At 39.6% G+C, this 22,736-nt stretch carries 22 protein-coding genes; all 22 read left to right on the top strand.

Annotated features, from left to right (window positions below; translation table 11 throughout):
- The first annotated feature begins 103 nt into the window (after positions 1–103).
- The 22 genes from T543_RS00230 (at position 104) to T543_RS00125 (ending at position 22,736) form a co-directional block, all read left to right on the top strand.
- Positions 104–1,099: a radical SAM/SPASM domain-containing protein gene (locus T543_RS00230; protein ID WP_035764476.1), complete on the top strand. Its 996-nt coding sequence runs from the start codon at positions 104–106 to the stop codon at positions 1,097–1,099.
- A gap of 28 nt (positions 1,100–1,127) precedes the next feature.
- Positions 1,128–2,906 carry a DUF6044 family protein gene (locus tag T543_RS00225; protein ID WP_035764474.1) on the top strand — a complete coding sequence of 593 codons (1,779 nt, stop codon included), beginning with the start codon at positions 1,128–1,130 and terminating at the stop codon, positions 2,904–2,906.
- A 35-nt stretch (positions 2,907–2,941) separates the two neighbouring features.
- Positions 2,942–3,889, top strand: coding sequence for a glycosyltransferase family 2 protein (locus T543_RS00220; RefSeq protein WP_035764470.1), 948 nt, complete (start codon positions 2,942–2,944; stop codon positions 3,887–3,889).
- A 40-nt stretch (positions 3,890–3,929) separates the two neighbouring features.
- On the top strand, positions 3,930–5,090 hold the full coding sequence (locus T543_RS00215) for an SGNH/GDSL hydrolase family protein (protein ID WP_035764468.1): 1,161 nt from the start codon (positions 3,930–3,932) through the stop codon (positions 5,088–5,090).
- 117 nt (positions 5,091–5,207) lie between these two features.
- Positions 5,208–6,710 carry a hypothetical protein gene (locus T543_RS00210; RefSeq protein WP_035764466.1) on the top strand — a complete coding sequence of 501 codons (1,503 nt, stop codon included), beginning with the start codon at positions 5,208–5,210 and terminating at the stop codon, positions 6,708–6,710.
- Positions 6,711–6,726: 16 nt separating this feature from the next.
- Positions 6,727–7,353: a uridine kinase gene (gene udk, locus T543_RS00205; RefSeq protein WP_035764463.1), complete on the top strand. Its 627-nt coding sequence runs from the start codon at positions 6,727–6,729 to the stop codon at positions 7,351–7,353.
- 3 nt (positions 7,354–7,356) lie between these two features.
- Positions 7,357–8,586 carry a DUF6077 domain-containing protein gene (locus T543_RS00200; protein ID WP_035764461.1) on the top strand — a complete coding sequence of 410 codons (1,230 nt, stop codon included), beginning with the start codon at positions 7,357–7,359 and terminating at the stop codon, positions 8,584–8,586.
- A 33-nt stretch (positions 8,587–8,619) separates the two neighbouring features.
- Positions 8,620–9,381, top strand: a complete 762-nt coding sequence (locus T543_RS00195; RefSeq protein ID WP_035764459.1) for a hypothetical protein — start codon at positions 8,620–8,622, stop codon at positions 9,379–9,381.
- Between the two features lie 82 nt (positions 9,382–9,463).
- A complete protein-coding gene (locus T543_RS00190) occupies positions 9,464–10,852 on the top strand; it encodes an MBOAT family O-acyltransferase (RefSeq protein ID WP_197023904.1) in 1,389 nt (462 codons plus the stop codon).
- Positions 10,853–10,854: 2 nt separating this feature from the next.
- Complete coding sequence (locus tag T543_RS00185; protein ID WP_035764453.1) at positions 10,855–11,940, top strand: hypothetical protein; 1,086 nt, start codon at positions 10,855–10,857, stop codon at positions 11,938–11,940.
- 33 nt (positions 11,941–11,973) lie between these two features.
- On the top strand, positions 11,974–12,945 hold the full coding sequence (locus tag T543_RS00180; protein ID WP_035764450.1) for a hypothetical protein: 972 nt from the start codon (positions 11,974–11,976) through the stop codon (positions 12,943–12,945).
- 74 nt (positions 12,946–13,019) lie between these two features.
- A complete protein-coding gene (locus tag T543_RS00175) occupies positions 13,020–13,859 on the top strand; it encodes a DUF3431 domain-containing protein (protein ID WP_035764447.1) in 840 nt (279 codons plus the stop codon).
- 30 nt (positions 13,860–13,889) lie between these two features.
- Positions 13,890–14,303 (top strand): EamA family transporter, encoded by a 414-nt coding sequence (locus T543_RS00170; RefSeq protein WP_035764445.1) that lies wholly within the window; start codon positions 13,890–13,892, stop codon positions 14,301–14,303.
- A gap of 5 nt (positions 14,304–14,308) precedes the next feature.
- Positions 14,309–14,647, top strand: a complete 339-nt coding sequence (locus T543_RS00165) for a DMT family transporter (RefSeq protein ID WP_051638421.1) — start codon at positions 14,309–14,311, stop codon at positions 14,645–14,647.
- 95 nt (positions 14,648–14,742) lie between these two features.
- Positions 14,743–15,849, top strand: coding sequence for a hypothetical protein (locus T543_RS00160; protein WP_155843079.1), 1,107 nt, complete (start codon positions 14,743–14,745; stop codon positions 15,847–15,849).
- A 73-nt stretch (positions 15,850–15,922) separates the two neighbouring features.
- Positions 15,923–17,011, top strand: coding sequence for a dTDP-glucose 4,6-dehydratase (rfbB, locus tag T543_RS00155; protein ID WP_035764440.1), 1,089 nt, complete (start codon positions 15,923–15,925; stop codon positions 17,009–17,011).
- A 214-nt stretch (positions 17,012–17,225) separates the two neighbouring features.
- The gene (locus T543_RS00150) at positions 17,226–18,167 is read left to right on the top strand and encodes a glycosyltransferase family 2 protein (RefSeq protein ID WP_035764439.1); all 942 of its coding nucleotides are present in this window, start codon (positions 17,226–17,228) and stop codon (positions 18,165–18,167) included.
- Between the two features lie 116 nt (positions 18,168–18,283).
- Positions 18,284–19,153 (top strand): glucose-1-phosphate thymidylyltransferase RfbA, encoded by an 870-nt coding sequence (rfbA, locus tag T543_RS00145; protein WP_035764436.1) that lies wholly within the window; start codon positions 18,284–18,286, stop codon positions 19,151–19,153.
- On the top strand, positions 19,143–19,733 hold the full coding sequence (locus tag T543_RS14865) for a prolipoprotein diacylglyceryl transferase (protein ID WP_051638420.1): 591 nt from the start codon (positions 19,143–19,145) through the stop codon (positions 19,731–19,733). The genes rfbA and T543_RS14865 overlap by 11 nt, the downstream gene beginning before the upstream one ends.
- Before the next feature lie 69 nt (positions 19,734–19,802).
- Positions 19,803–20,369 carry a dTDP-4-dehydrorhamnose 3,5-epimerase gene (rfbC, locus tag T543_RS00135; protein ID WP_035764434.1) on the top strand — a complete coding sequence of 189 codons (567 nt, stop codon included), beginning with the start codon at positions 19,803–19,805 and terminating at the stop codon, positions 20,367–20,369.
- Between the two features lie 2 nt (positions 20,370–20,371).
- A complete protein-coding gene (locus T543_RS00130) occupies positions 20,372–21,394 on the top strand; it encodes an ABC transporter permease (RefSeq protein ID WP_081829863.1) in 1,023 nt (340 codons plus the stop codon).
- A gap of 19 nt (positions 21,395–21,413) precedes the next feature.
- Positions 21,414–22,736, top strand: a complete 1,323-nt coding sequence (locus T543_RS00125) for an ABC transporter ATP-binding protein (RefSeq protein WP_035764432.1) — start codon at positions 21,414–21,416, stop codon at positions 22,734–22,736.

Genomic DNA, 22,736 nt, shown 5'->3' with positions numbered 1-22,736 from the left:
TTATAGGAAAATGACAATGCACAGTCAAACTTTGTTGAAAAAATATATCCTTGTGGTATAATATGCCCGTTGCTGTGAACATTTTTTCAGGAGGTTTTTTTAAATGCCTATTAAAATAAACAGTTTTATGGGAAAATTCGGCTGGTTTGCAAGAAAGCATTTCCCTATGCTGGCTAGTGAAGCATATCTTAAGCTTCAGTTCGTTACAAGAAATAAATCGCAGAAGGCTTATATCGACTACTTCATGAATGCAGAAGAAGTACCGATGCCCAATGTTGTAAATATAGAGACAATAAACAGATGTAACTCCACATGCGCATTCTGTACAGCCAACAGGAATGCTGAGAAGCGCCCCTTTTGCAAGATCGATGAAAATGTATATAAGAGCATCATTGATCAGCTCGCAGACTGGGGATACAAGGGACACCTTACACTTTACGGAAACAATGAACCCTGGCTCGATACAAGGATCATTGAGTTTCATAAATACGCAAGGGAGAAGCTTCCGGATTGCTATATCTTTATGAGTACAAACGGTCTCATACTAGATATTGATAAGGTTAATCAGATAAAACCCTATATAAATCAGCTTATTATCAACAACTACAGCATGGAATTCAAACTTCATGATAATATTCAGAAGGTTTATGATTACATCAAGGATCATCCCAAGGAATATGAGGACCTCGATGTTCAGATCCAGATGCGTTATCTGCAGGAAGTTCTCACAAACAGAGCAGGATCTGCTCCGAACAAGCAGGCAACAGAGAAAGTTATAAAGGAGACCTGCCTTCTTCCTTTCACAGATATGTGGATCATGCCTAACGGTAAGATAGGTCTTTGCTGCTGTGATAATTATGAAGTTACAAATTATGCCGATCTTACCAAGACATCTCTTAAAGACGGATGGGCTTCCAAGGAACTTATGGATGTAAGAAGACGTATTGCCGACGGACGTCAGAATGAGCCCTTCTGTAAGCACTGTGACTTTATAGATGCAGGATTCAGAATGACTCTTGTAAATGCAATTCTTGAGGGACGTGATGCCAATGCACTTGGTGGTCAGCAGAGAATGAAACTTATTAAGAAAGAAGACTGAGGATAAAAGCATTTGATAAGGAGAAGAAGTGAAAACCTTCGTTAAGAAAGCATTATCAAAATGGTATATTTGCCTTGGCGTATTGTATATAGTAGCTGTTTTTGCCATGTTCATGATAGTTGGTAAAGACAGCTATATTGCAATAGCAGACAATTTGGATCTGTTTGTGGCACAGATGAAAATGATGTCCAATACAGGTACGTTTTTCATGCACGACGCGGAAGTTCCTTTTTTGGGAGGAATAAGCAGGGACAATTTACCCGGAGAATTCTATTTTTATACAATTCTATGCATGATTTTTCCTGATTTTACAGCCTATGTTCTTAACTATATCTGTAAGATAATAATAGGCGTATTATCGGGCATTCTTCTTATCAGGGATTTTGATCTGAAGGATGAGGCTGCAAAGGGCATAGGTTTTATATGTGCATTTGCTTATGGGATAATCAATGTTTTTCCGGCATTTGGAATACCCTTTGCATCGATCCCGCTCGTGATCTTTTTGTTTAGAAGAATCTACAGATACGGACTATCTGTAAAGACAATACCTTATTATGTGATACTGTTTCTGTACCCTGTTGTTTCCTATTTTTCATACTTTGGAATGTTCATCCTTGGATATCTCGTACTTGCGATCATCTGGAGATGGATAAGCGACAGAAGGATTTCATGGGCACTTGTTGTTTCTCTCTTTGTCCTGGCTATCGGGTTTGTGCTTCTTGAATACAGGCTCTTTGGGCAGATGCTTTTTACTGATGAAGTAACGATAAGAAGCACCATGAAGGATGCCAATATGAACGCAGCCCAGATCATGACAGAGATATGGGGAGTGTTTAAAAACGGAATGATGCACGCAGATGATGCGCATCAGTACTTTATATTTCCGATTTGCTGCGCCTATTTTGTATTCCTTAATGCAAGATATATTGTAAAAAAGGATTTCAAGGGAATATTCAAAGATATATACAATTTCTTCATGCTTCTTATAGTATTCAACAGCTTTGTCTATGGAATTTACTATAGTGAGGCGATGAGAAATCTTGTCGCATTTCTTGTACCGCCTCTTACAGGATGGCAGTTCAACAGAACCATTTTCTTTAGCCCGTTTTTGTGGTATGCAATGCTCTTTATTTTCTGCAGAAGGCTGTATTTGAGAGCAGAGGGTAAAAAGCTTTTACGCGCAATTTCTTACGCAATACCTGTTATAGCAGTATTTGTTATACTTATTTGTTCTTCTCACTATAACGATGTGTATGATACCGCTTATGGAACGGCTTACCGCATTAAGACAGGGAAAACACTCGACAGATTAAGCTACGGCGAGTTTTATTCCAAAGAGCTTTTTGATAAAATAAAAAGCGATCTGCAATATGAAGAGGATGAGTGGGCGGTGGCTTATGGAATGCACCCCGCAATCCTCGAATATAACGGCATTTCGACACTTGACGGATACCTTGGCTTCTATACTCAGGAGTATAAGGAACAGTTCAGAAAAGTTATCGCGCCCGCGCTTGACAGGATGGAACAGACAAGGATCTATTTTGATGACTGGGGTGCAAGATGTTATCTGTATTCAGGAACGGATGATTCCATTGTAATGGCTACAAAGAGCATGCAGGGAGTTACGGATAACGACATCTATATCGATGCAAAAGCGCTGTATGACCTGGATTGTGATTACATCTTTTCACGAATAGATATAAGCAATGCCGATGAGGCTGGTCTTGAGCTTATAAATACATACAGTGATCCTTCATCACCGTATACAATATACGTTTATGGAATAGCGGATTCCGTAAATGGCTGATATTCCGCAATAATATTGATCAACGAGGGAGTCTTATGGATAAGATAGCGGTACTCATTCCTTGCTACAACGAGGAACAGACAATTGAAAAGGTAATAAATGATTCAAAGAAGGCGCTGCCTGAGGCGGTGATATATGTTTATGACAATAATTCTACCGACAAAACATCGGAGATTGCGCAAAACGCAGGTGCCATCGTAAGACATGAATATGTACAGGGAAAAGGAAATGTAATCCGCAGAATGTTCAGAGAGATAGATGCTGAATGTTATGTAATGGTAGACGGTGATGACACCTATCCTATGGATTCAGCGCCGGAAATGTGCAGACTGGTCCTTGAAAAAAATGCAGATATGGTAGTCGGAGACAGACTTTCATCAACATATTTTACAGAGAATAAGAGACCTTTTCATAACTTTGGAAACAGCATAGTAAGAGGAAGCATCAATAAATTATTTGACTGCGACATAAGGGACGTAATGACAGGATTTAGAGCATTCAGCTTTGAGTTTGCCAAGACATTTCCTGTTCTTTCAACCGGATTTGAGATAGAAACAGAGATGACTATCCATGCGGTAAACAATCACATGCAGATTGAGAATTATGTAATAGAGTTCAGAGACAGGCCGGAAGGCTCTGAGTCCAAACTTAACACATATTCGGACGGAATGAGAGTTCTTTTGACGATAGCAAGACTCTACAGAGATTATAAGCCGATGGGATTTTTCTCCCTTGTAAGCTTACTTCTTACACTTATATCAGTAATTTTCTTTGTGCCGATCTTTGCTGAGTACTTAAAGACAGGACTGGTGCTCAGATTCCCGACACTTATTGTATGCGGATTTGTCATGGTAGCAGCAATCCTTTCATTGTTTGCAGGAATCATACTACACAACATGACTATCAATCATAGAAGACAGTTTGAAATGAGGCTTATTTCTCTTCATGCGGACAAAAATAAATTATTGAGTTCACAAAAATAACACGATTAGGTTTTATCTTAATCATGTTAGGAGGAGTATTATGAAGAAAAAATTAGCTATTATTTTGTCGGTTTTTACAGTAATGACTGCACTCTCAGGGTGCGATGACGGTTCTGCCAAAACATCTGTTGAGGCAAATAACATGGAAAGCACAGAGGCTACTTCTGAGGCAAGCACAGAAGAGAGCACAGCCGATGCAAGCACAGAAACATCTGAAAATGCTGAAGACGGAGCAGCTGCAGCAGATAGTGCTTCAACTGAAGCTACAGAAGATACACAAAACGCGCAGGATACTTCTGCAGACAGCGCTCAGACCGCAACAACCGTAGCTCCTGAAGAGGTTGTAGAGCCGGAATTATCAGAGGAAACAATAGAGAATCCCGTACAGGTTGAAGAAGTCAAAGAGGAAGATGATGCAATTCACGTTGTTTTCATGGGAGATTCTCAGTTTGACAATGCAAGAGGAACAGGAAGCGAGATCCCTGCATATACAGCAGCACTTATTCCGCAGAAGACAAAGGTGTACAACCTGGCAATAGGCGGAACACCTGCTTCCCTTGAGAGAAATGCAACAGATGCTCTTGATGGCTGGAGTGATACCTGTTTTGTAGGCATGGCTTATGCACTTGCAGGAAAAGTTGACAGGTCATTCCTTGATAAATATGAAGCAAGAGCGGTGATGGATACAATCGATCCTGCTACAGTAGATTTTTACGTTATCGAATATGGCGCAAATGACTATATTAATGGTAAGGACCTTAGCAGCCCAAACAGTAGCTTTGATGTTCATACTTTCAGAGGCGCTTTGGAAGTGGGAATAAATACACTTAAAGAGGTCAGCCCCAATGCAAAGTTCATTCTTTGCAGCCCTTCATACTGTATGTGGTACAATGCTGACGGATATGCTATCGGCGACAGTTACACAGTAAGTAAAGGAATAGGTACACTCTCTGACTATGCTGACATAGTCAACAATGTCTGCGAAGATGGAGGATATACATACGTAGATACAATGTATTCCACATATTTTGATCTTAATGGAACTACTGTGGATTCATATCTTTCAGATGGTCTTCATTACAAAGAACTGGGCAGACAGATTTACGCAACGACAATTGCGCACTTTATAAATAAGGCTCTTGGAACAGATCCCGAACCCATGTCATATATAGAAATTGATAATTTCAGCTTCGGATCATAAAAGCTGAGCCCTGTAATGAAATCATTAAGAAGTGATGGCGAGTGCCGTCACTTCTTTTTTTGCATGGATTTTGGTATACTTACGTTGACTTATACAAAAAAATAGGAGTCTTAAGCTATGAGCAAAAAACTTGGGACATTTCTAAAAACAGCTTTATTTTTCATAATTGCGGGATGTGCTTTACTTATTGTTTTTGCAGTTACAGAGAGAAAAGAAAGCTATATAAAAAACGAAGCTTTTTTTGAGGAAGCAAAAAAAGATAATATCGACGTCTTGTTTTTGGGATCATCACATGTGATAAATGGTATAAATCCGGCTGTTTTGTACGATGAATACGGGATAAGCTCCTACAACCTGGGAGGACACGGGAGCCTTCTTCAGGAGAGCTACTGGCAGCTTATAAGGGCGCTTGATAATTGCAAACCCAAATATGTTGTAGTGGATGCGTATATGCTTGAAAAAGACTATCAGTTTATTGACAGGATGTATGAAGATTCATCAGACGCTGACAGGCAGACTTCTATAGATCAGTTGCATCTTAATATGGATGCATATCCCTTATCAAAGCTGAAAATAGCAGCTGTAAATGATCTGGTTCAGGATCCTGATATCAGGCGGCAGTTCCTCTTTGATTTTGAAGTCTATCACGACAGATGGAAAGAGCTTACGGGGGAGGATTTTAAGAAGCTTACGGGAAATCTTGAAGTAAACAGCCTCATGGGGGCTGAGATGAGGTATGGCGTAAAGACAAATGTTGATGAGTACGAGAGTGCTTTGGAGGGAGAGACACTGCCTGATATTACAGTTGGCGGAAATTATCTCATGAAGATAATAGATGAGTGTCAGAGGGATGGCATCGGCATTGTAGTAACATATCTTCCTTTTTCAGCAACCACAACTGACCAGATAGCGGCCAATTCTGCAGAAGAGATAGCTGCAATGTATGATGTCACCTGCCTTAATATGTTAAAAGCTGAAGGAATCATCGATGAGGCTGCAGATCTTAACGATCACGGACATCTGAACGTTATCGGCGCAAAGAAGGTAACGGAATATATAGGTGATTATTTTTCATCCCTTGGTATTTTTGAAGACCACAGAGGGGATGAAAAATATAAAGACTACGACGAGGCGGCAAAAGCTTATAAAAAGGAATTTGCGAATTATATAAATGACTGCGCAGATTTGTCTGAAAAGCTGAATCTTTTAAGAGAATCAGACCTTAATATGATCCTTTTTATAAATGAGGACTCGGATGCTCTTACAGATTCCGGATTAAGGCATCTTATAAGCAATTTATCAGGCTCCGGGGCTATAGATGAGGCAGCAGATCAAGGAGGACCATATCTTCTTATTAAAGACAAGACATTAGGAGAAACCGCAGAGTCTTGCGGGTTAACTAATCTTGAGGGGATACATACGGCTCTTGGGGATCTGAATTACATTCCCATTGAGAAAAAATTCAGATTACTGTATCCTACTTCTGATGAAGAATCAAACTTCCTGTATGATGATAGTCATACGAGCGAAGATATCCAGATCATTTTGTATGATGATAACGGTGATATTGTATCGCATGTGTATTTTACTTCAGCAGGAAGGGAATATGTACTAAGTTAATGAAAGGAAATAATAAATGAGTAAAGTCTGTATCGTAGGAATAGCAGGGGGATCAGCATCAGGAAAGACAACGATCGTCAACAGGATAAGGGAGAAATTTGGGGATGATATTGTCGTTATAAGCCATGATTCATATTACAAGGCTCATAATGACCTGACTTATGATGAGAGATCAAGGCTTAATTACGATCATCCTTCATCATTTGACACAGAACGCCTTATTGAGGATGTTAAGAAGCTTAAAAAGGGTGAAGAGGTCGATATTCCGGTATATGACTATGCTATCCACAACAGATCAGAGCAGACTATTCATATTAAACCAAAGCCGGTTATTTTGCTTGAGGGAATCCTGATCCTTGAAAACAAGGAGTTAAGAGACCTTATGGATGTAAAGGTGTTCGTTGATACTGATGCCGATGAGAGACTTATGCGAAGGATCAGAAGGGATACTATTGAAAGAGCAAGAAGCGTGGACAGTGTCCTTACTCAGTACGCGCAGACGGTTAAGCCCATGCATGAGCAGTTCATCGAACCCAGCAAAAAATACGCCGACCTTATTATTCCAAGAGGTGGAGAAAACCTCACCGGAATCAACATATTTACTGAGCACTTAAAATCAATGCTCAGGGAGGAGGTTAACTAAAGGATGATCCTGATAAAGGTTCTGCTGCTTGTTTTCTGGCTGCTTATAATCCCGCTGTGCATGGGACTGTTTGTACAAAGTATTCTGCCTACAACTAAAAAAACACTGGGAATTACTTTCATCTGCGGATATCTTTTGTCTTTTGCATCGTTTGAAATAGTAGCGATAGGAAGTATGCTTAAGATCAAGTACGGCGCTTTTATTGTCTGCTGCAGTATCTTTTCTGCAGTGCAGATGATCATAGCAATACTGGGTATCGGTATTACGGCAGCTAAACTTAGAAAGAGTTTTACCGAGGCAAGAGAAGAGGGCACGATCAGTACCGGAGCTTTTGAGAAAGTAAAGGCTGCTTTTCTTCTTACCTTTCCCGGCAATAAAAAGGCAGAGCCTGAGGCTCTTATGAGCCCAAGGACAGACGTAAGACTCCTTAAGCTTCAGTATTCAAAAGAAGGAATCGTATTTTGGGCGATTTTTGTCCTGATAGTTGTGTTTCAGCTTGTTATGGCTATCGCAATGGCTCCTTTTGACGGAGATGATGCCTATTATGTGGTGGAATCACTGCTTGCTCAGCAGGCTGATGTTATGAATACGATCCTTCCGTATACGGGAAGCTCGACATCTCTTGATATAAGACATGCTATGGCAGTATTTACCATGTGGATAGCATTTATAGCAAAGATGAGCGGTGTTCATGCAACAATTGTTGCTCATTCTGTCATGCCACTTGTTCTAATTCCGCTTGTTTATATGATCTATCTTGAATGTGGAAGGATCCTTGTGGGATCAAAGCGTGATGCACTTCCTGTTTTTATGATATTCATAGCTCTGTTTCAGATGTTTGGAAACACTTCTATCTACACAGCTGAAACTTTTCTTATGATGCGTACCTGGCAGGGAAAAGCAATGGTTGCAAATATGATGCTTCCGCTTGTTTTATGGCTGTTTTTGTGGAGATTTGATGATTGCAGAAAACCCGGCTATCTGTGGAAGGAAGAGACAGGCGGAGGAAAAACCATAATAAGAAACAGTACCTGGGTCCTCTTATTTTTGGTCAATATGGCAGCAGGGATAATGAGTTCTATGGGAATTATCTTCTGCGGTGCGCTCATCGGCCTTTTGTCGTTTATACTTCTTATCTACACAAGGAATTTTAAGATAATCATTAAAGTGATACTTGCGATGATCCCAAGTGCGGTTTATCTTTTGATATACCTCGCAGTCTGGATGCCATGACTTCTTGCTATAAAAAACTGAGGTGACAATAATATGTACGGTATTTTCAGGGAAAACCTGGTTACATTTAAATTATACGGAGGAAACGGGTATCTGCTGTTTTTGTTTGTGGCAGCGCTTATCTATCTTCTCTTTACAGAGAAGGATATGCGGAAAAAGCTTGTGATAGCGATAGCTCCTTTTATAGTGCTCGTTCTTTTCTTTTTGCCTGTTACTAAAATAGCTTTTGTGGCAATACTTGATGACGGAGCGGATACCTACTATAGAATATTGTGGCTCCTTCCTATGGGAGTGTGCATAGCCTATGCAGGATGCAAGCTCTTTGAATCCCATAAGAGGATAGGACTTGTGGTTGTCAGCGCTGCGATTATTTTGTGCGGAAGCATTGTCTATAAAAACGAATATATGAAGAGGGCTGAAAATCTGTATCATATACCACAGGTTGCGGTTGATATTTGCGATGTTATAAGTCCGGAGGAGGGAGAGCCGAGAGTAAGGGCGCTTTTTCCTGAGGAACTTGTTCATTTTGTCAGACAGTATGACACAAATATAATGATGCCCTACGGCAGAGATATCATCGCCTGGAAGTATTACAATGCGGTGCATGAAGCCTTTGAAAATGTTGAAACGATAAACGCATCTGAACTGTTAAAGACCACAAGAGAAACCAAGTGCAGATATATAGTTATGTACAAGGACAGAAGCATTGATTATTCTCTTGAGGCTATGGGACTGACTCTGATTGATACGATAGACGGCTATAATATTTATGAAGATCCGGAAATGGTAGAGTGATGATATGACGTTTAATTCATACAGCTTTATATTTATATACTTGCCTGTTTTTCTGGCTGTATTGTACCTGATGCAAATATATGTGGACAAAAAAAGTGCGGATAAGGCTATCAGATTGTGGATAATTGCCATGTCCGCGCTGTTTTTTGTGTTCTTTGGGATGCGCAGCATCTGCGTGTTTGCACTAAGCATTGTTGTAAATACGATATTTGCAAAGATAATATCCGAAAAAAATAAGGGGCTCCCTATAGCGGTAGTCTTTAATGTATCTTTATTATGCGCATTTAAATATTCAGGTAATCCTGTAATGCCAGTGGCTATAAGCTTTTACACATTCCAGCAGATAGCATTTCTCACAGAGCTGAAAAGAGGAAATATCAAGGATTTTAGTCTGTTAAATTATCTGTCCTATATCTTGTTTTTTCCTAAGATACTGCAGGGACCTCTATCAGAGTATGATAATTTAAACAGGCAGATAGCCTCTCTTAGTGAAAAAAAGATAAACTCAGAAGGTATAATGGACGGACTTTATCTGTTTGCACTCGGACTTTTCAAGAAGGTTCTTCTGTCAGATATACTGGGAAAAGCAGTTGACTTCGGATATGGAAATGTTGCTTCGCTTACAGCACTTGATGCAGTTATAGTCGCTATATCGTATTCATTTCAATTGTATTTTGACTTTTCCGGGTATTGTGACATGGCTGAGGGCGTATGCCGCATGATGGGAATCGAGCTTCAGATGAATTTTAATGCACCATATATCGCTAGAAATATATCGGATTTTTGGGATAGATGGCATATCACACTTACGAAGTTTTTCACAAAATATGTGTATATCCCGCTCGGAGGCAGCAGGAGAGGTGTGCTGCGTACATATCTGAATATACTTATCGTGTTCTTTATAAGCGGAATCTGGCATGGAAAAGGACTGACCTTCATAATATGGGGAATGATGCATGGCGTAATGATGGTGATAACAAGGATAAAAGCTCATCCTAGTACCGATAAGGATAAGAGCAAAAACGGTCCTGATAAAAACAAGCCCTTTGGCGCAATTAATGTAATAAAGACAGCGCTTACATTTATATATGTTACCGCCGCATGGGTATTTTTCAGAGCGCCTTCCGTAAATGATGCGGCACTTATCCTCAAAAAGTGTGCAACCGGCATAGGGCAATACGGACTTCATATATCTATAGAGCTTGCTGAATGTTTTCAGCTTGACGAGCTGTGGTATGTATTTAAAGTCACACCAATTCCCTCCTGGAATAAGAGTGGATATTTATGTATGTGGATAATCCTGGTTGTTTCCGCGCTTTTCATATTCAGTGGGAAGACTGCAAGAAATATGGCGGATAAATTTGCACAAGGCAATAACGGTATCTTAAAGACAGTATTTATAAGCATTATTTTTGTATGGAGCGTGCTTAGTCTCGGCGGAGTCAGCACCTTCCTTTATGTGAATTTTTGATCATGGATAATAAAAAGAGTAGCAAAAAGAATTTAATATGGATTTTTCTGGGACTGGTTTTAGTTATGCTCGCAGCAGTGACTGCACTTGTAATCTATGTGGATCCGTTTTTCCATTACCACGGACCAAGAGATGGATTTTATTATGTTGTTGATAATCAATTGTCACAGAACCCGGGAATGGCAAGGAATATGGATTATGACAGCTGCATAATAGGATCCTCGATGACGGTCAATTTCCATACGGATGATTTTTATGAGCTCATGGGCCTGAATACTCTTAAGCTTTCATACAGCGGAGCATATCCCAAGGATGATTCGAATATATTAAACATTGTTTTTGACAAGGACAGTTATGCAAGGAAAAACAATGATGTTAAAGCGGTTTTCCTGGGGCTTGACGTGCCGACTCTCACAGCGGATGTTAATGAGATAAAGTACGAGCTTCCAATGTATCTGTATGATGACAACCCTATAAATGATGTTAAGTATCTGTGGAATAAGGATGTGCTTTTACAATATATTATGCGTCCGTTTATTCAGAAAAAGGGAACAAACTTATCAGAGGCTTATGCGAGCTGGTGGACTGACGAATATTATAATATCCAGTGGGTAATGCACAATTATGAGGAACCGCAAAGGGTGGAGACCGAAGCTGACAAAGAGCTTTTTATAGAACAGACCGGAGAAAATTTAAAGGTCAATATCCTTCCCTTTGTAGAAGAGAATCCGGATACTCAGTTTTATGTATTTTTCCCGCCTTACAGCATATTGTACTGGAATAATGTCATCTGCGAAAATCACCTTGAGGCAACTATGAGACAGTACGAATTTGCCGCAGAGGAATTTTTGAAGTATGATAATGTGCATCTGTTTTATTTTCAGAATATGGAGGAGGTTGTGACCGACCTTAACAATTATGCGGATTACACCCACTACAAGCCTGAAATAAACAGATATATGACGGAGTGTTTTGCTGACGGTACACATGAGGTACGCAGCATGGAACAGTTTGAGGATGAGCTTTCTTCTATGAGAGATATAATAGAGAGGTTTGATTTTGAAGAGCTGTTTTCTGTAGAGTACTGACAGCGCACTGCTTGAAAAAAGGAAGGAAAAAATATGTCAGATTTTAGACAAAACGATAACGATGAAAGAGGCGGCATTCCTATATGGGTACATATTGCCATTATTTGTACTATTCTGGTAATTGTATTGTTTGCTGCTATGCGACTTTTGAAGTGGAACAAGGGAACTACGATCGATACCTCAGATGTTGATCCGACGGAGTATGAGGTTGAGATGCTCGATCAGATTTTCACGCTCCCTGCTGAAAAGCTTGAGGGACATGAGCAGGATGACAAGGAAACAATTCTTGTTTTCGGTAATGACGCTGTTACCTACGACTCATCGGAGAGCGGAATCTGCGGCCAGATAGCTGAAAAGACTGGCGCAGAAGTAATAAATGCGGGATTTCCCGAAACAACAATAGCTTTAAAGAATGCTACATATGATGACTCATACAAGCTCGACAGATTCAGCTTCTATAATGCTGCGATGTCAGTAGCTTCCGGAGATTTTTCTGAAATGGAAAGCACCGCACAGGGAATGGACGACCCTACATATTTAAGAGCCGTTCAGACACTTTCAGGTGTTGACTACAATGCGGTCGATACGATCGTTATATATTATAATGCTTCGGATTATGTAAACCTAAGACCCGGAATGAATCCCAACGATTCCCTTGACAGCATGACATATATGGGAGCGCTGGATGCCGGAATCAGGGCGATTCAGGAAAAATATCCGTTTATAAGAATTGTCTGCATGTCATTTACATTCTGCTATGCGTATGATTCTGACGGAACACTTAAAAACGGAGATATGGTGGACTTTGGAAACGGAAGACTTACCACATATCTTCAGCATATGATAGATGCCTGTGGGGATACCGGGGTTTCATTTATAGACAATTACTACGGAACAATAGATGAAACCAACAGCGCAGAGTTTCTTCTTGATAACATTCATGTGAATCAGGCATGTAATGAGCATATCGCTGCTCATTTTGCAGATGTTATTTATGGAATGTAGACTTGGTTTATTAGACAGGTAGTATATCTGAAATATAATTCAAGAAGTAATTATTGAACTTAGAGGGGAAATCTATGAAGAAGACAGATACTTTTTTTCTGATTCATAATTATAATACTGTACCACGCGAGCTTTTAGAATATTGTGAGAAATATCTTGTCATTGATACCTCGGATGATGGTGAAACGACCACAAAGCTTAAGAACGAGGGGATTGAGTTTATACATTATGAGAATACAGGGCATAATCTGACAAGCTATTTTCATTATTTTATAGACAATTACGACTCCCTCCCCGAGTGGATTGTACTTTTAAAGGGGAACATTATAGGAAGGCATGTATCCAAAGAGTTTTTTGACAGGGTATATCAAAACAAATGGTTCACGTTTCTCTACCAGGACAGCTCAATGTGGGATAAGTATAAAAAGGGAGGAGATCCGGATTCTCTGGCATCACTTCTTTGCGAAGAAGGATATATAGAGAAAAATAATTCCTGGTATATGAATAGAAGCCATGAATACAGGTATTTTTATGATATGGATGATTTTATGAGATTTGTATATAAAAATCCTGTTATACCGAGGTTTTGTAACTTTAGTCCCGGCGGATGCTACATTATAAACAGGGCACAGATTCTGAAAAATTCAAAAACCTTTTACAAAAATCTAAATACACTTATGGAATACAGAAAAGAGGTCAATTTTCCTGCTGAGGCGTACTTGGTTGAAAGGCTTCTTCCATGGATTTTTACATCACAGTATGAGAAAAATTCATGGATGGAGGATGAAGATAAATTCAAGTCATTGCTTGAAAAGTGTGAAGAAAGCGTATGTAAATACAGAGAGTGGGATAAATTAAGGCTAAAAAGGCTTCGCATCATGCTTGGAGCTAAGCCACCTGTATTTTTATCATGATTTTGCTTATAGAGGAGATATTTTTAATCCATGAAAAATGGTATCTACAAAAGAATCTATGCGATTTTTTTTCTGCAGGGGGCGGTTTTTATATACTCCCTTACAACTGTTATAAGTAAGCTGGTGTCTGACTATAAGTTCTTGTCAAAAGAATTTATTTTGCTTTATATTCTTGACTTTGCTGTTCTTGGCATATATGCCATTTTGTGGCAGCAGCTGTTAAAGCGTTTCGAACTGTCGATTGCTTATGCAAATAAAGCGATGACGCTTCTATGGTCACTTCTGTGGAGCGTTTTGCTGTTTAGAGAAAATATTAGTCCTTCTAAGATAATTGGAGTATTTCTGGTGATTGTAGGAACGATCATTTTAAATGCTCCTGGAAATACCAAATCGGAGTTTTTAGTAGAAAAGTCAGAGTCAAACTCTTTTGAAAACAGGAGGTAGATAATTTGATATTATTTGTGCTGCTTGCCCTGTTTGGACAACTCCTTGCTTCTGTTTCTCAGATATTACTAAAGAAGAGCTCAGGGAAAGAATATAACGGCTTTATAAGGCAATACCTTAATATTCTGGTTGTAGGCGGCTATGGGCTTTTAGTAATTTCAATGTTTATTGCCATAGTATGTTATGGTCATATGCCCTACATGTATGTGGTAATAATTGAGCCAATAGGATATATACTTGTTATGTTTCTTGGCAGATTATTTTTTAATGAGAAGATAACCAGAAACAAAATCATAGGAATGATACTGATAATTACAGGGATTTTAATTTTTTATTTGTTATGAATATCAGAGCGTTTAATCTAAAAGAATATGAAGATATAAGGAAAAAGATATCAGGGCTTTTATTTTACGTGGCCCTTTTTATAGAGCTTGTCCTTATGATAATTGAAAAAAGCGAAATAATTTTTCCCTATGAAAGCTACGTCTTTCGCATTACCTTTGCTCTTACATTCCTTGCAGTGATGATATCTTTTCATGATAAAAAGGAATGGTCTGTAATAATATTTTTGTTATTATTTACATTTATTTGTTACAGATTATCCGGTAAAAATGACCTTCTTAGAATTACGGCCTTTATTCTGGCTGCAAAGGATGTCAGTTTAAAAGATGCGGTTAAAGTAAGCTTTTATGTGAGCCTTACAGGGTTTGTTATTATCGCTTTTCTTTCCTTAATCGGAGTTTTGGGAGATGTATATCAGGTTGCGGATTTTGGAAGAGGTATAGAAGCTGAAAAAAGATATGTATTTGGCTTTGGACATCCAAATACACTCCTTGGCTGCATATATGTTCTTATATTGATGTGGCTGTATCTCTATGGGATGACAGGTAAGCTCTGGCACTACCTTATTTTGTTTTTGGCTTTTACCGTAAGCTCATATCTTACAAGATCAAGAACAGGCATTATTGTTCTCTTTATTACTTTAGTTTTGGCCGTGGTGATAAGATTGTTCCCAATGATTTCAGGGTGGAGATTTGTATATTTTTTAGAGGCCTTATTTTCTCCTGTTTTTTGCATCGTGACTGCGATACTTACTGCTGCATACAGTGAAGGCGGATATTCTGACGGGGGACTTGAGCCGGGAGAACTGTTCTGGGCTATAGACAGAAATCTAAGCAACAGACTAAGCAGTATCTATTACAGTGCTCATGATCATGGGGCGGTTTTAAGCAATTGGAAGCTTTTTGCAGGCCATGATGCAGAGGACTATTTTGATATGGGATGGGTGAGACTCTTTTACTGGTACGGAATAATACCTGTTGCCCTTATGGCTGTAATTATGTTGGTAGTTATCTATATGTGCCTTAAGGAAAAAAATGTCTGGGTACTCCTTATCTTTTTTTCCATATCGTTATATACCATAGTAGAGGCTACATTTGTTTCAAGATATATAGGCAGAAATTTTTTCCTGATAATAGTGGGAGCATATCTTTACAGGTTTTTGCATATAAGGGATAAAAACAACTTGCAATATAAAGAAATTTAGTTGATTTGCATTAATCTTATTAAACAGTTAGAATAGTTTAATGATTTTATAACAATGTTTTCGGAGGATTATAATGAGAACTTATTTAGTAACCGGTGGTGCGGGATTTATCGGATCTAACTATATACATTACATGTTCAAAAAATATGACAATGAGATCCGTATTATCAATGTGGATGCGCTTACATACGCAGGTAACCTTGAGAACCTTCTTGATGTTGAGAAGAGAGATAACTACACATTTATCAAGGCTAACATCTGTGACAGAGATGCCATCAATAAGATTTTTGAGGAAAATGATATCGACCGCGTAGTTCATTTTGCGGCTGAGAGCCATGTTGACAGATCTATCGTTAATCCCGAAATCTTTGTAGAGACCAATGTTCTTGGTACAGCTACAATGCTCAACGCAGCTAAGAAAGCATGGGAGCTTCCTGACGGTTCATTTAAGGAAGGTAAGAAGTTCCTTCACGTAAGTACAGACGAGGTATACGGTTCACTTCCCGAAGATCCTGGCGCATATTTCTATGAGGATACACCTTACGATCCTCACAGTCCTTACTCAGCAAGTAAGGCAAGCTCAGATATGCTTGTTAAGGCTTACATGGATACTTATAAGTTCCCTGCAAATATCACAAACTGCTCAAACAACTACGGCCCTTACCAGTTCCCTGAGAAGCTTATTCCTCTCATGATCCACAATGCTCTTGAAGGAAAGGCACTTCCCGTATACGGTGACGGTAAGAATGTTCGTGACTGGCTCTATGTTGAGGACCACGCAAAGGCAATCGACATGGTTCAGGAAAAGGGCAGACTCTTTGAGACCTACAATATCGGTGGTCACAATGAAAAGCAGAACATCGAGATCGTACAGACAATCATCGATGTACTTAGAGAATCACTTGACGATTCAGACCCCAGAAAAGAGAAGCTCACATACGATCTTATCACTTATGTTGAGGACAGAAAGGGACACGACCGTCGTTATGCCATCGCTCCCGATAAGATCAAGAAGGAGATTGGCTGGGAGCCTGAGACAATGTTCAAGGAAGGCATCAGAAAGACAATTGAATGGTTCTTTGCTCATGAAGACTGGATGGAGCACGTAACAAGCGGCGATTATCAGAAGTATTATGACAGCATGTATGGGAACAAGCTTTGATCTGATAGAAGCGCTTTGTAAGGACCAGATCCAATACGAATATTGAATTTCCAAAGAAATCATATATTCTATAAATTGATTTATAACAGGAGAGCTATGGCTAACTGCCAAGGCTCTCTGTTGTTGCGTTATAGAGGTAGTTCAAATTATAATAAGCTGGTAAAAGAGCATAATGGATATATGCTAAAATATATGCTTTAAACAGGAGACGTTAATGAGTAAGATTTCAATCGTAGTTCCTGTCTACTACAACTCCGATACACTGGAGATGCTTTACGAGGATATGAAAGAAAAAATCCTCGGAAAGATTGGCGATTATGAGATCGTGTTTGTAGATGACGGTTCAGGAGATAATTCCTGGGAAATAATGAATAACATTGCCAAGAAGGATAAAAATGTCGTATGCACAAGGCTTTCCAGGAATTTTGGAGAACATGCTGCAATCCTTGCAGGCTTGTCGGTATGTACAGGTGACTGTGCCGTTACCAAGCAGGCAGACCTTCAGGAAGATTCAACGCTCATTTTGGATCTCTATGAGAAATGGAAAGAGGGAAACAAGGTTGTTCTTGCCATAAGAGCTGAGCGAGATGAAGGCGCTATGAAGAAGTTCTTTGCCGGCTGCTATTACTATCTTGTTAGAAAAACAATAAACAAGGAAATGCCACAGGGTGGTTGTGACTGCTATCTTCTGGACAGGCAGGCTATAAAAGTGCTTGAACTTATGGATGAGAAAAATTCATCCCTTACACTTCAGGTTATGTGGCTCGGATTCCGCAGTGCAAAGGTTTACTTCCACAGAAAAGATCGCACCGTCGGAAAATCCAGATGGACATTTGGCAAGAAATTTAAACTTGTTGTTGACTCAATGATGAGCTTTTCATATTTTCCTATCAGAGCTATGTCTGTGTGCGGAGTTTTGTTTGCAATAGCTTCACTTATCGGTATCATCAGCGCTATTTATGAGAAACTCACTGTAGGCACACCGATTGCGGGTTATGCATCACTTATGTGCGTTATTTTATTTGCTTCGGGAATGATCATGCTCACACTTGGAGTTCTTGGAGAGTACATTTGGAGAGTTCTTGAGGAGTCCCGCAACAGGCCCCCGTTTATTATTGATGAAGTTCGTAAAAGTGATGATTTAGAATCTAAATAACGTGCAATATTAAACATATGATGATAAATCACGTTTTTATGTTATAGTATATATTGGTGCAGGGTATGCACCGCAGTTTTTGACTATCTTCGAATGAAGAATTGGAGGATTTTTTAATGAAAGGTATCATACTTGCCGGAGGTTCCGGAACAAGACTTTATCCGTTAACAAGAGCAATTTCAAAGCAGATTATGCCGGTTTATGACAAGCCGATGATTTACTATCCTTTATCAACACTTATGCTTGCTGGCATAAGAGAAGTACTTATTATTTCAACTCCCAGAGACCTTCCTATCTTTGAAGACCTCTTCGGAACTGGCGAGCAGCTTGGAATGTCATTCTCCTATGCAATTCAGGAGCAGCCAAGAGGACTTGCCGATGCATTTATTATCGGTGAGAAATTTATCGGAAGCGACTCTGTAGCACTTGTCCTTGGAGATAACATCTTCTATGGTCAGAGCTTTAGTAAGCTTCTTAAGGAAGTTGCATCAAGAGAAAAGGGTGCAACAATATTCGGATACTATGTCCGTGATCCAAGAGAATACGGCGTTGTAGAATTTGATGAAAACGGCAAGGCTCTTTCAATCGAAGAAAAGCCCGAGCATCCCAAGAGCAACTATGCAGTACCGGGACTTTATTTCTACGACAATGATGTAATAGAGATTGCTAAAAACGTAAAGCCTTCTGCCAGAGGCGAGATCGAGATAACAAGTGTAAATAACGAGTATCTTCGTCGTGGTGACCTCAGGGTTGAGACTATGGGCCGAGGCTTTGCATGGCTTGATACAGGAAACCACGATTCACTGCTTGATGCAGCAGACTTTGTATGTGCTTTCCAGAAGAGACAGGGACTTTATGTTTCATGTATCGAAGAGATTGCTTACAAGAGAGGTTTTATTGACAAGGAGCAGCTCCTTAAGCTTGCAGAACCCCTTATGAAAACTGACTATGGTAAATATCTTGTTGAGGTAGCAAATGGACTCTAAATCATTCAAACTGTCTATACTTGCAATAATAACAACATGTGTCCTTGTCGGAGTTGTGGTTTACGCAGCCAACAGGGATAAGATTCATGCGCTCATCGGTGCTGATGATTTTGCAGATACCGATGATTCTGTTTATGAAACAACAGAGGAGATAAGCAGCGAGTATGGAGAACAGATCGGAGATGATTTAAAGGGGTTTCTTACCGCAGATGACTTTTTTGATAAGAGCGAGCAAAGGCCATCTGTAGTTGTAGTGGTTGATAATGTACCCGTTCCTGCCAATGCAGAGGAACAGGAAGAAGATACCACGGATCTTATAGATAAGCCGGCTGATGAATCTGCGGATTTAGAATCTGATGATCAGGATGAAGCAGCTGATGAAGAAGATAGCGCTGAACCCGAAGATGAGCAGGATCTTGAAGAAACACAGGACCAGGACAAGCAGAAAGAGTCTGAAACAGATAAAGTTACACCGGAAGAAGGAACATCAAATGATGCTTTAAATGAAGCAACAAGACCCGGAACAGACAGACCTTATGATGTTAAACCCGAGGATGCTTCCAAGGAAGCTTCCAACTGATTTATGAAGTATAACTTCTGTTTTTCAGATGAAAAACAATAATCTATTTTTGGAGGATTTAGAATTAAAATGGGAAAGATAACTGTAGAAACATGTGAAATAGAAGGACTTAAAGTAATTACACCGCAGGTTTTCGGAGATAGCAGAGGCTATTTCATGGAGACATATTCAAAAAGGGACTTTGAGGCTGCAGGAATTGATATGGAATTCGTTCAGGATAACCAGTCAGCATCCAAGAAGGGTGTTTTAAGAGGCCTTCATTTCCAGAAGAACTTTCCGCAGGATAAGCTTGTAAGAGTTGTAAGCGGTGAAGTATTTGACGTTGCAGTCGACTTAAGAGAGGGTTCAAAAACCTTCGGAAAATGGTTTGGCGTTACTCTTTCAGCAGAGAATAAGAAACAGTTCTTTATCCCCAAGGGCTTTGCACATGGTTTCCTTGTACTTTCCGACTATGCTGAGTTTGCATATAAATGTTCTGATTTTTATCATCCGGACGATGAAGGTGGAATTCTTTGGAAGGATGAGGAGATAGGTATTGATTGGCCTTACGCTGATGAATCAGAACTTATCATGTCAGAGAAGGATCCTAAGTGGGGAACACTTGCGGACTATAAGAGGGAACACGGAGTACAGTAATAATGGCCAGTGGAAAAAGAGACCGTTTGCCGATAATCAGTGAGTTTCCCAAGAAGGTAGTGCTTGGTGTGTATTATATTGTGGCTGCTGTTTTTATGGCAGTCATAGTATTCCACTATAATCCATTTGCAGATCAGGAGACTGAGTTCTTAAAAAAGATTTGTGCCTGCGTGCTTATCATACTGTCATGTATCCTTATGACGGTGTGGTATGACAAGCTCATGGTCTTACCTGTGGAGCTCTATAATTCCAGAAAACTTATCTGGCGGCTTTCAGTTAATGATTTCAAAAAAAGATATGCAGGTTCCTATATGGGCATCGTGTGGGCACTGGTTCAGCCGGTGGTCACTGTTTTGATGTATTTCTTTGTTTTTGATCGTATTTTTCATCAGAGATCACAGATGGTTGCAGGAGGGATAGATGTCCCCTTTGTTCTGTTTCTGACAACGGGACTTGTACCATGGTTTTTCTTTAATGAAGCTCTGATGAATGGTACAACATCACTTCTTGAGTACAATTACCTTGTTAAGAAGGTCCTTTTTAAGATCAGTATTCTGCCTCTTATTAAGGTTATTGCAGCACTTTTTATTCATGTTTTCTTTGCACTTGTTATGCTGATAGTAGCCTGGTTATACGGGTATGCTCCTTCTGTTTATACCTTGCAGTTGTTTTATTATGCTATCTGTGAATTTGTTCTCGTGCTTTCTTTATGCTACACGACATGCGCGGTTGTAGTGTTTTTCAGAGACCTCACACAGATACTTGCGATAGTACTGCAGGTTGGACAGTGGGCAACTCCTATTATGTGGGATTTGAATATGCTGCCCGATAAGTTTAAGTGGATAATCAAGCTTAATCCAATGACTTATATTGTTAATGGCTACAGGAGCTCGGTATACGGACAGGAATGGTTCTTTGAACATTTTTATTCAAGCACCTATTTTTGGATTTTTGTTGTAGTTGTATTCTGTATCGGCTCACTTATTTTTAAGAGATCAAAGACACATTTTGCTGATGTGCTCTAATACATAGAAAGTACTGTTTATGGATAAGGATATAGCGATAAAGGTCACGGACCTTACAAAAGTATATAAACTCTATAATAAGAATTCCGACAGGTTGAAGGATGCTCTGGGACTTTTAAAAGAAGACAGATGCACGGAGCATATAGCCTTAAATCATGTAAACCTTGAGATCAAAAGAGGCGAGACAATAGGAATTATCGGAACAAACGGCTCCGGTAAATCCACGATCCTTAAGATAATCACAGGAGTTCTTTCTCCCACATCGGGAAATGTTGAAGTTGACGGACATATATCTGCGCTGCTTGAACTTGGTGCCGGATTTAATATGGAGTACAACGGAATCGACAACATATACCTGAACGGAATGATGATCGGTTTTTCCGAAGAGGAGATAGACAAAAGACTTGATGCAATTCTTGAATTTGCCGATATCGGCGATTATGTGTATCAGCCTGTAAAGACCTATTCAAGCGGTATGTTTGTCAGACTTGCTTTTGCGGTTGCGATAAACATCGATCCTGAAATTCTGATCGTTGATGAGGCGCTTTCAGTTGGAGATGTATTTTTTCAGGCCAAGTGCTATCACAAATTTGAAGAATTCAAACAGCAGGGTAAGACAATTCTGTTTGTATCACATGACCTGTCGACAATAAGCAGATATTGTGACAGGGCTGTGCTTTTAAATCAGGGTGTTATTCTCGGCGAAGGCGCACCCAAGAAGATGATAGATATTTACAAGCAGGTGCTTGTAGGTCAGTATCCACTGCCGACTAGTGATGTGAAGTCACTTCTTGAAGATGAGGATATAAGAGCTGCCGCTTCTAAAAAGATAGAAGAGGAAAAAAAGGCAGCAGAGAAAGAGTCCAAGGCAGATGATACTAATCCGGATGTTTTGGAATATGGAAACAGCGGAGCTAAGATAACAGAATTTTACGCAACAGACGCAAAGGGGCTTAGGACTAATTCTGTTGTAAAGGGCACGGAGTTTACTATTCATATGAAGGTTAAATTCCTTAAGGATATAGCCGGTCCTATATTTGCTTATACATTTAAAAATATCATGGGCATTGAGATAACAGGAACCAATTCCATGGTTGAAAAAGCTTTTCTTGAACCTGTAAAAGCAGGTGATGAGAAGGATATTACTTTCACACAGAGGATGCTGCTTCAGGGCGGCGAATATCTTGTATCCTTTGGGGTAACAGGGTTTGAGCAGGATGATTTTGTAGTGTATCATCGTCTCTACGATGCACTTAACATTACTGTTGTATCAGATAAAAATACTGTCGGATATTTTGATATGGAATCAACTGTGTGTGTGACAGATTCAAAGAAGGATTGA

Origin of the sequence: Butyrivibrio sp. NC2002 (assembly GCF_000702265.1) — a bacterium.
Taxonomy (GTDB): Bacteria; Bacillota; Clostridia; order Lachnospirales; family Lachnospiraceae; genus Butyrivibrio.
The sequence above is the reverse complement of the archived record's forward strand: the minus strand, read 5'-3'. Positions and strand labels throughout refer to the sequence as shown.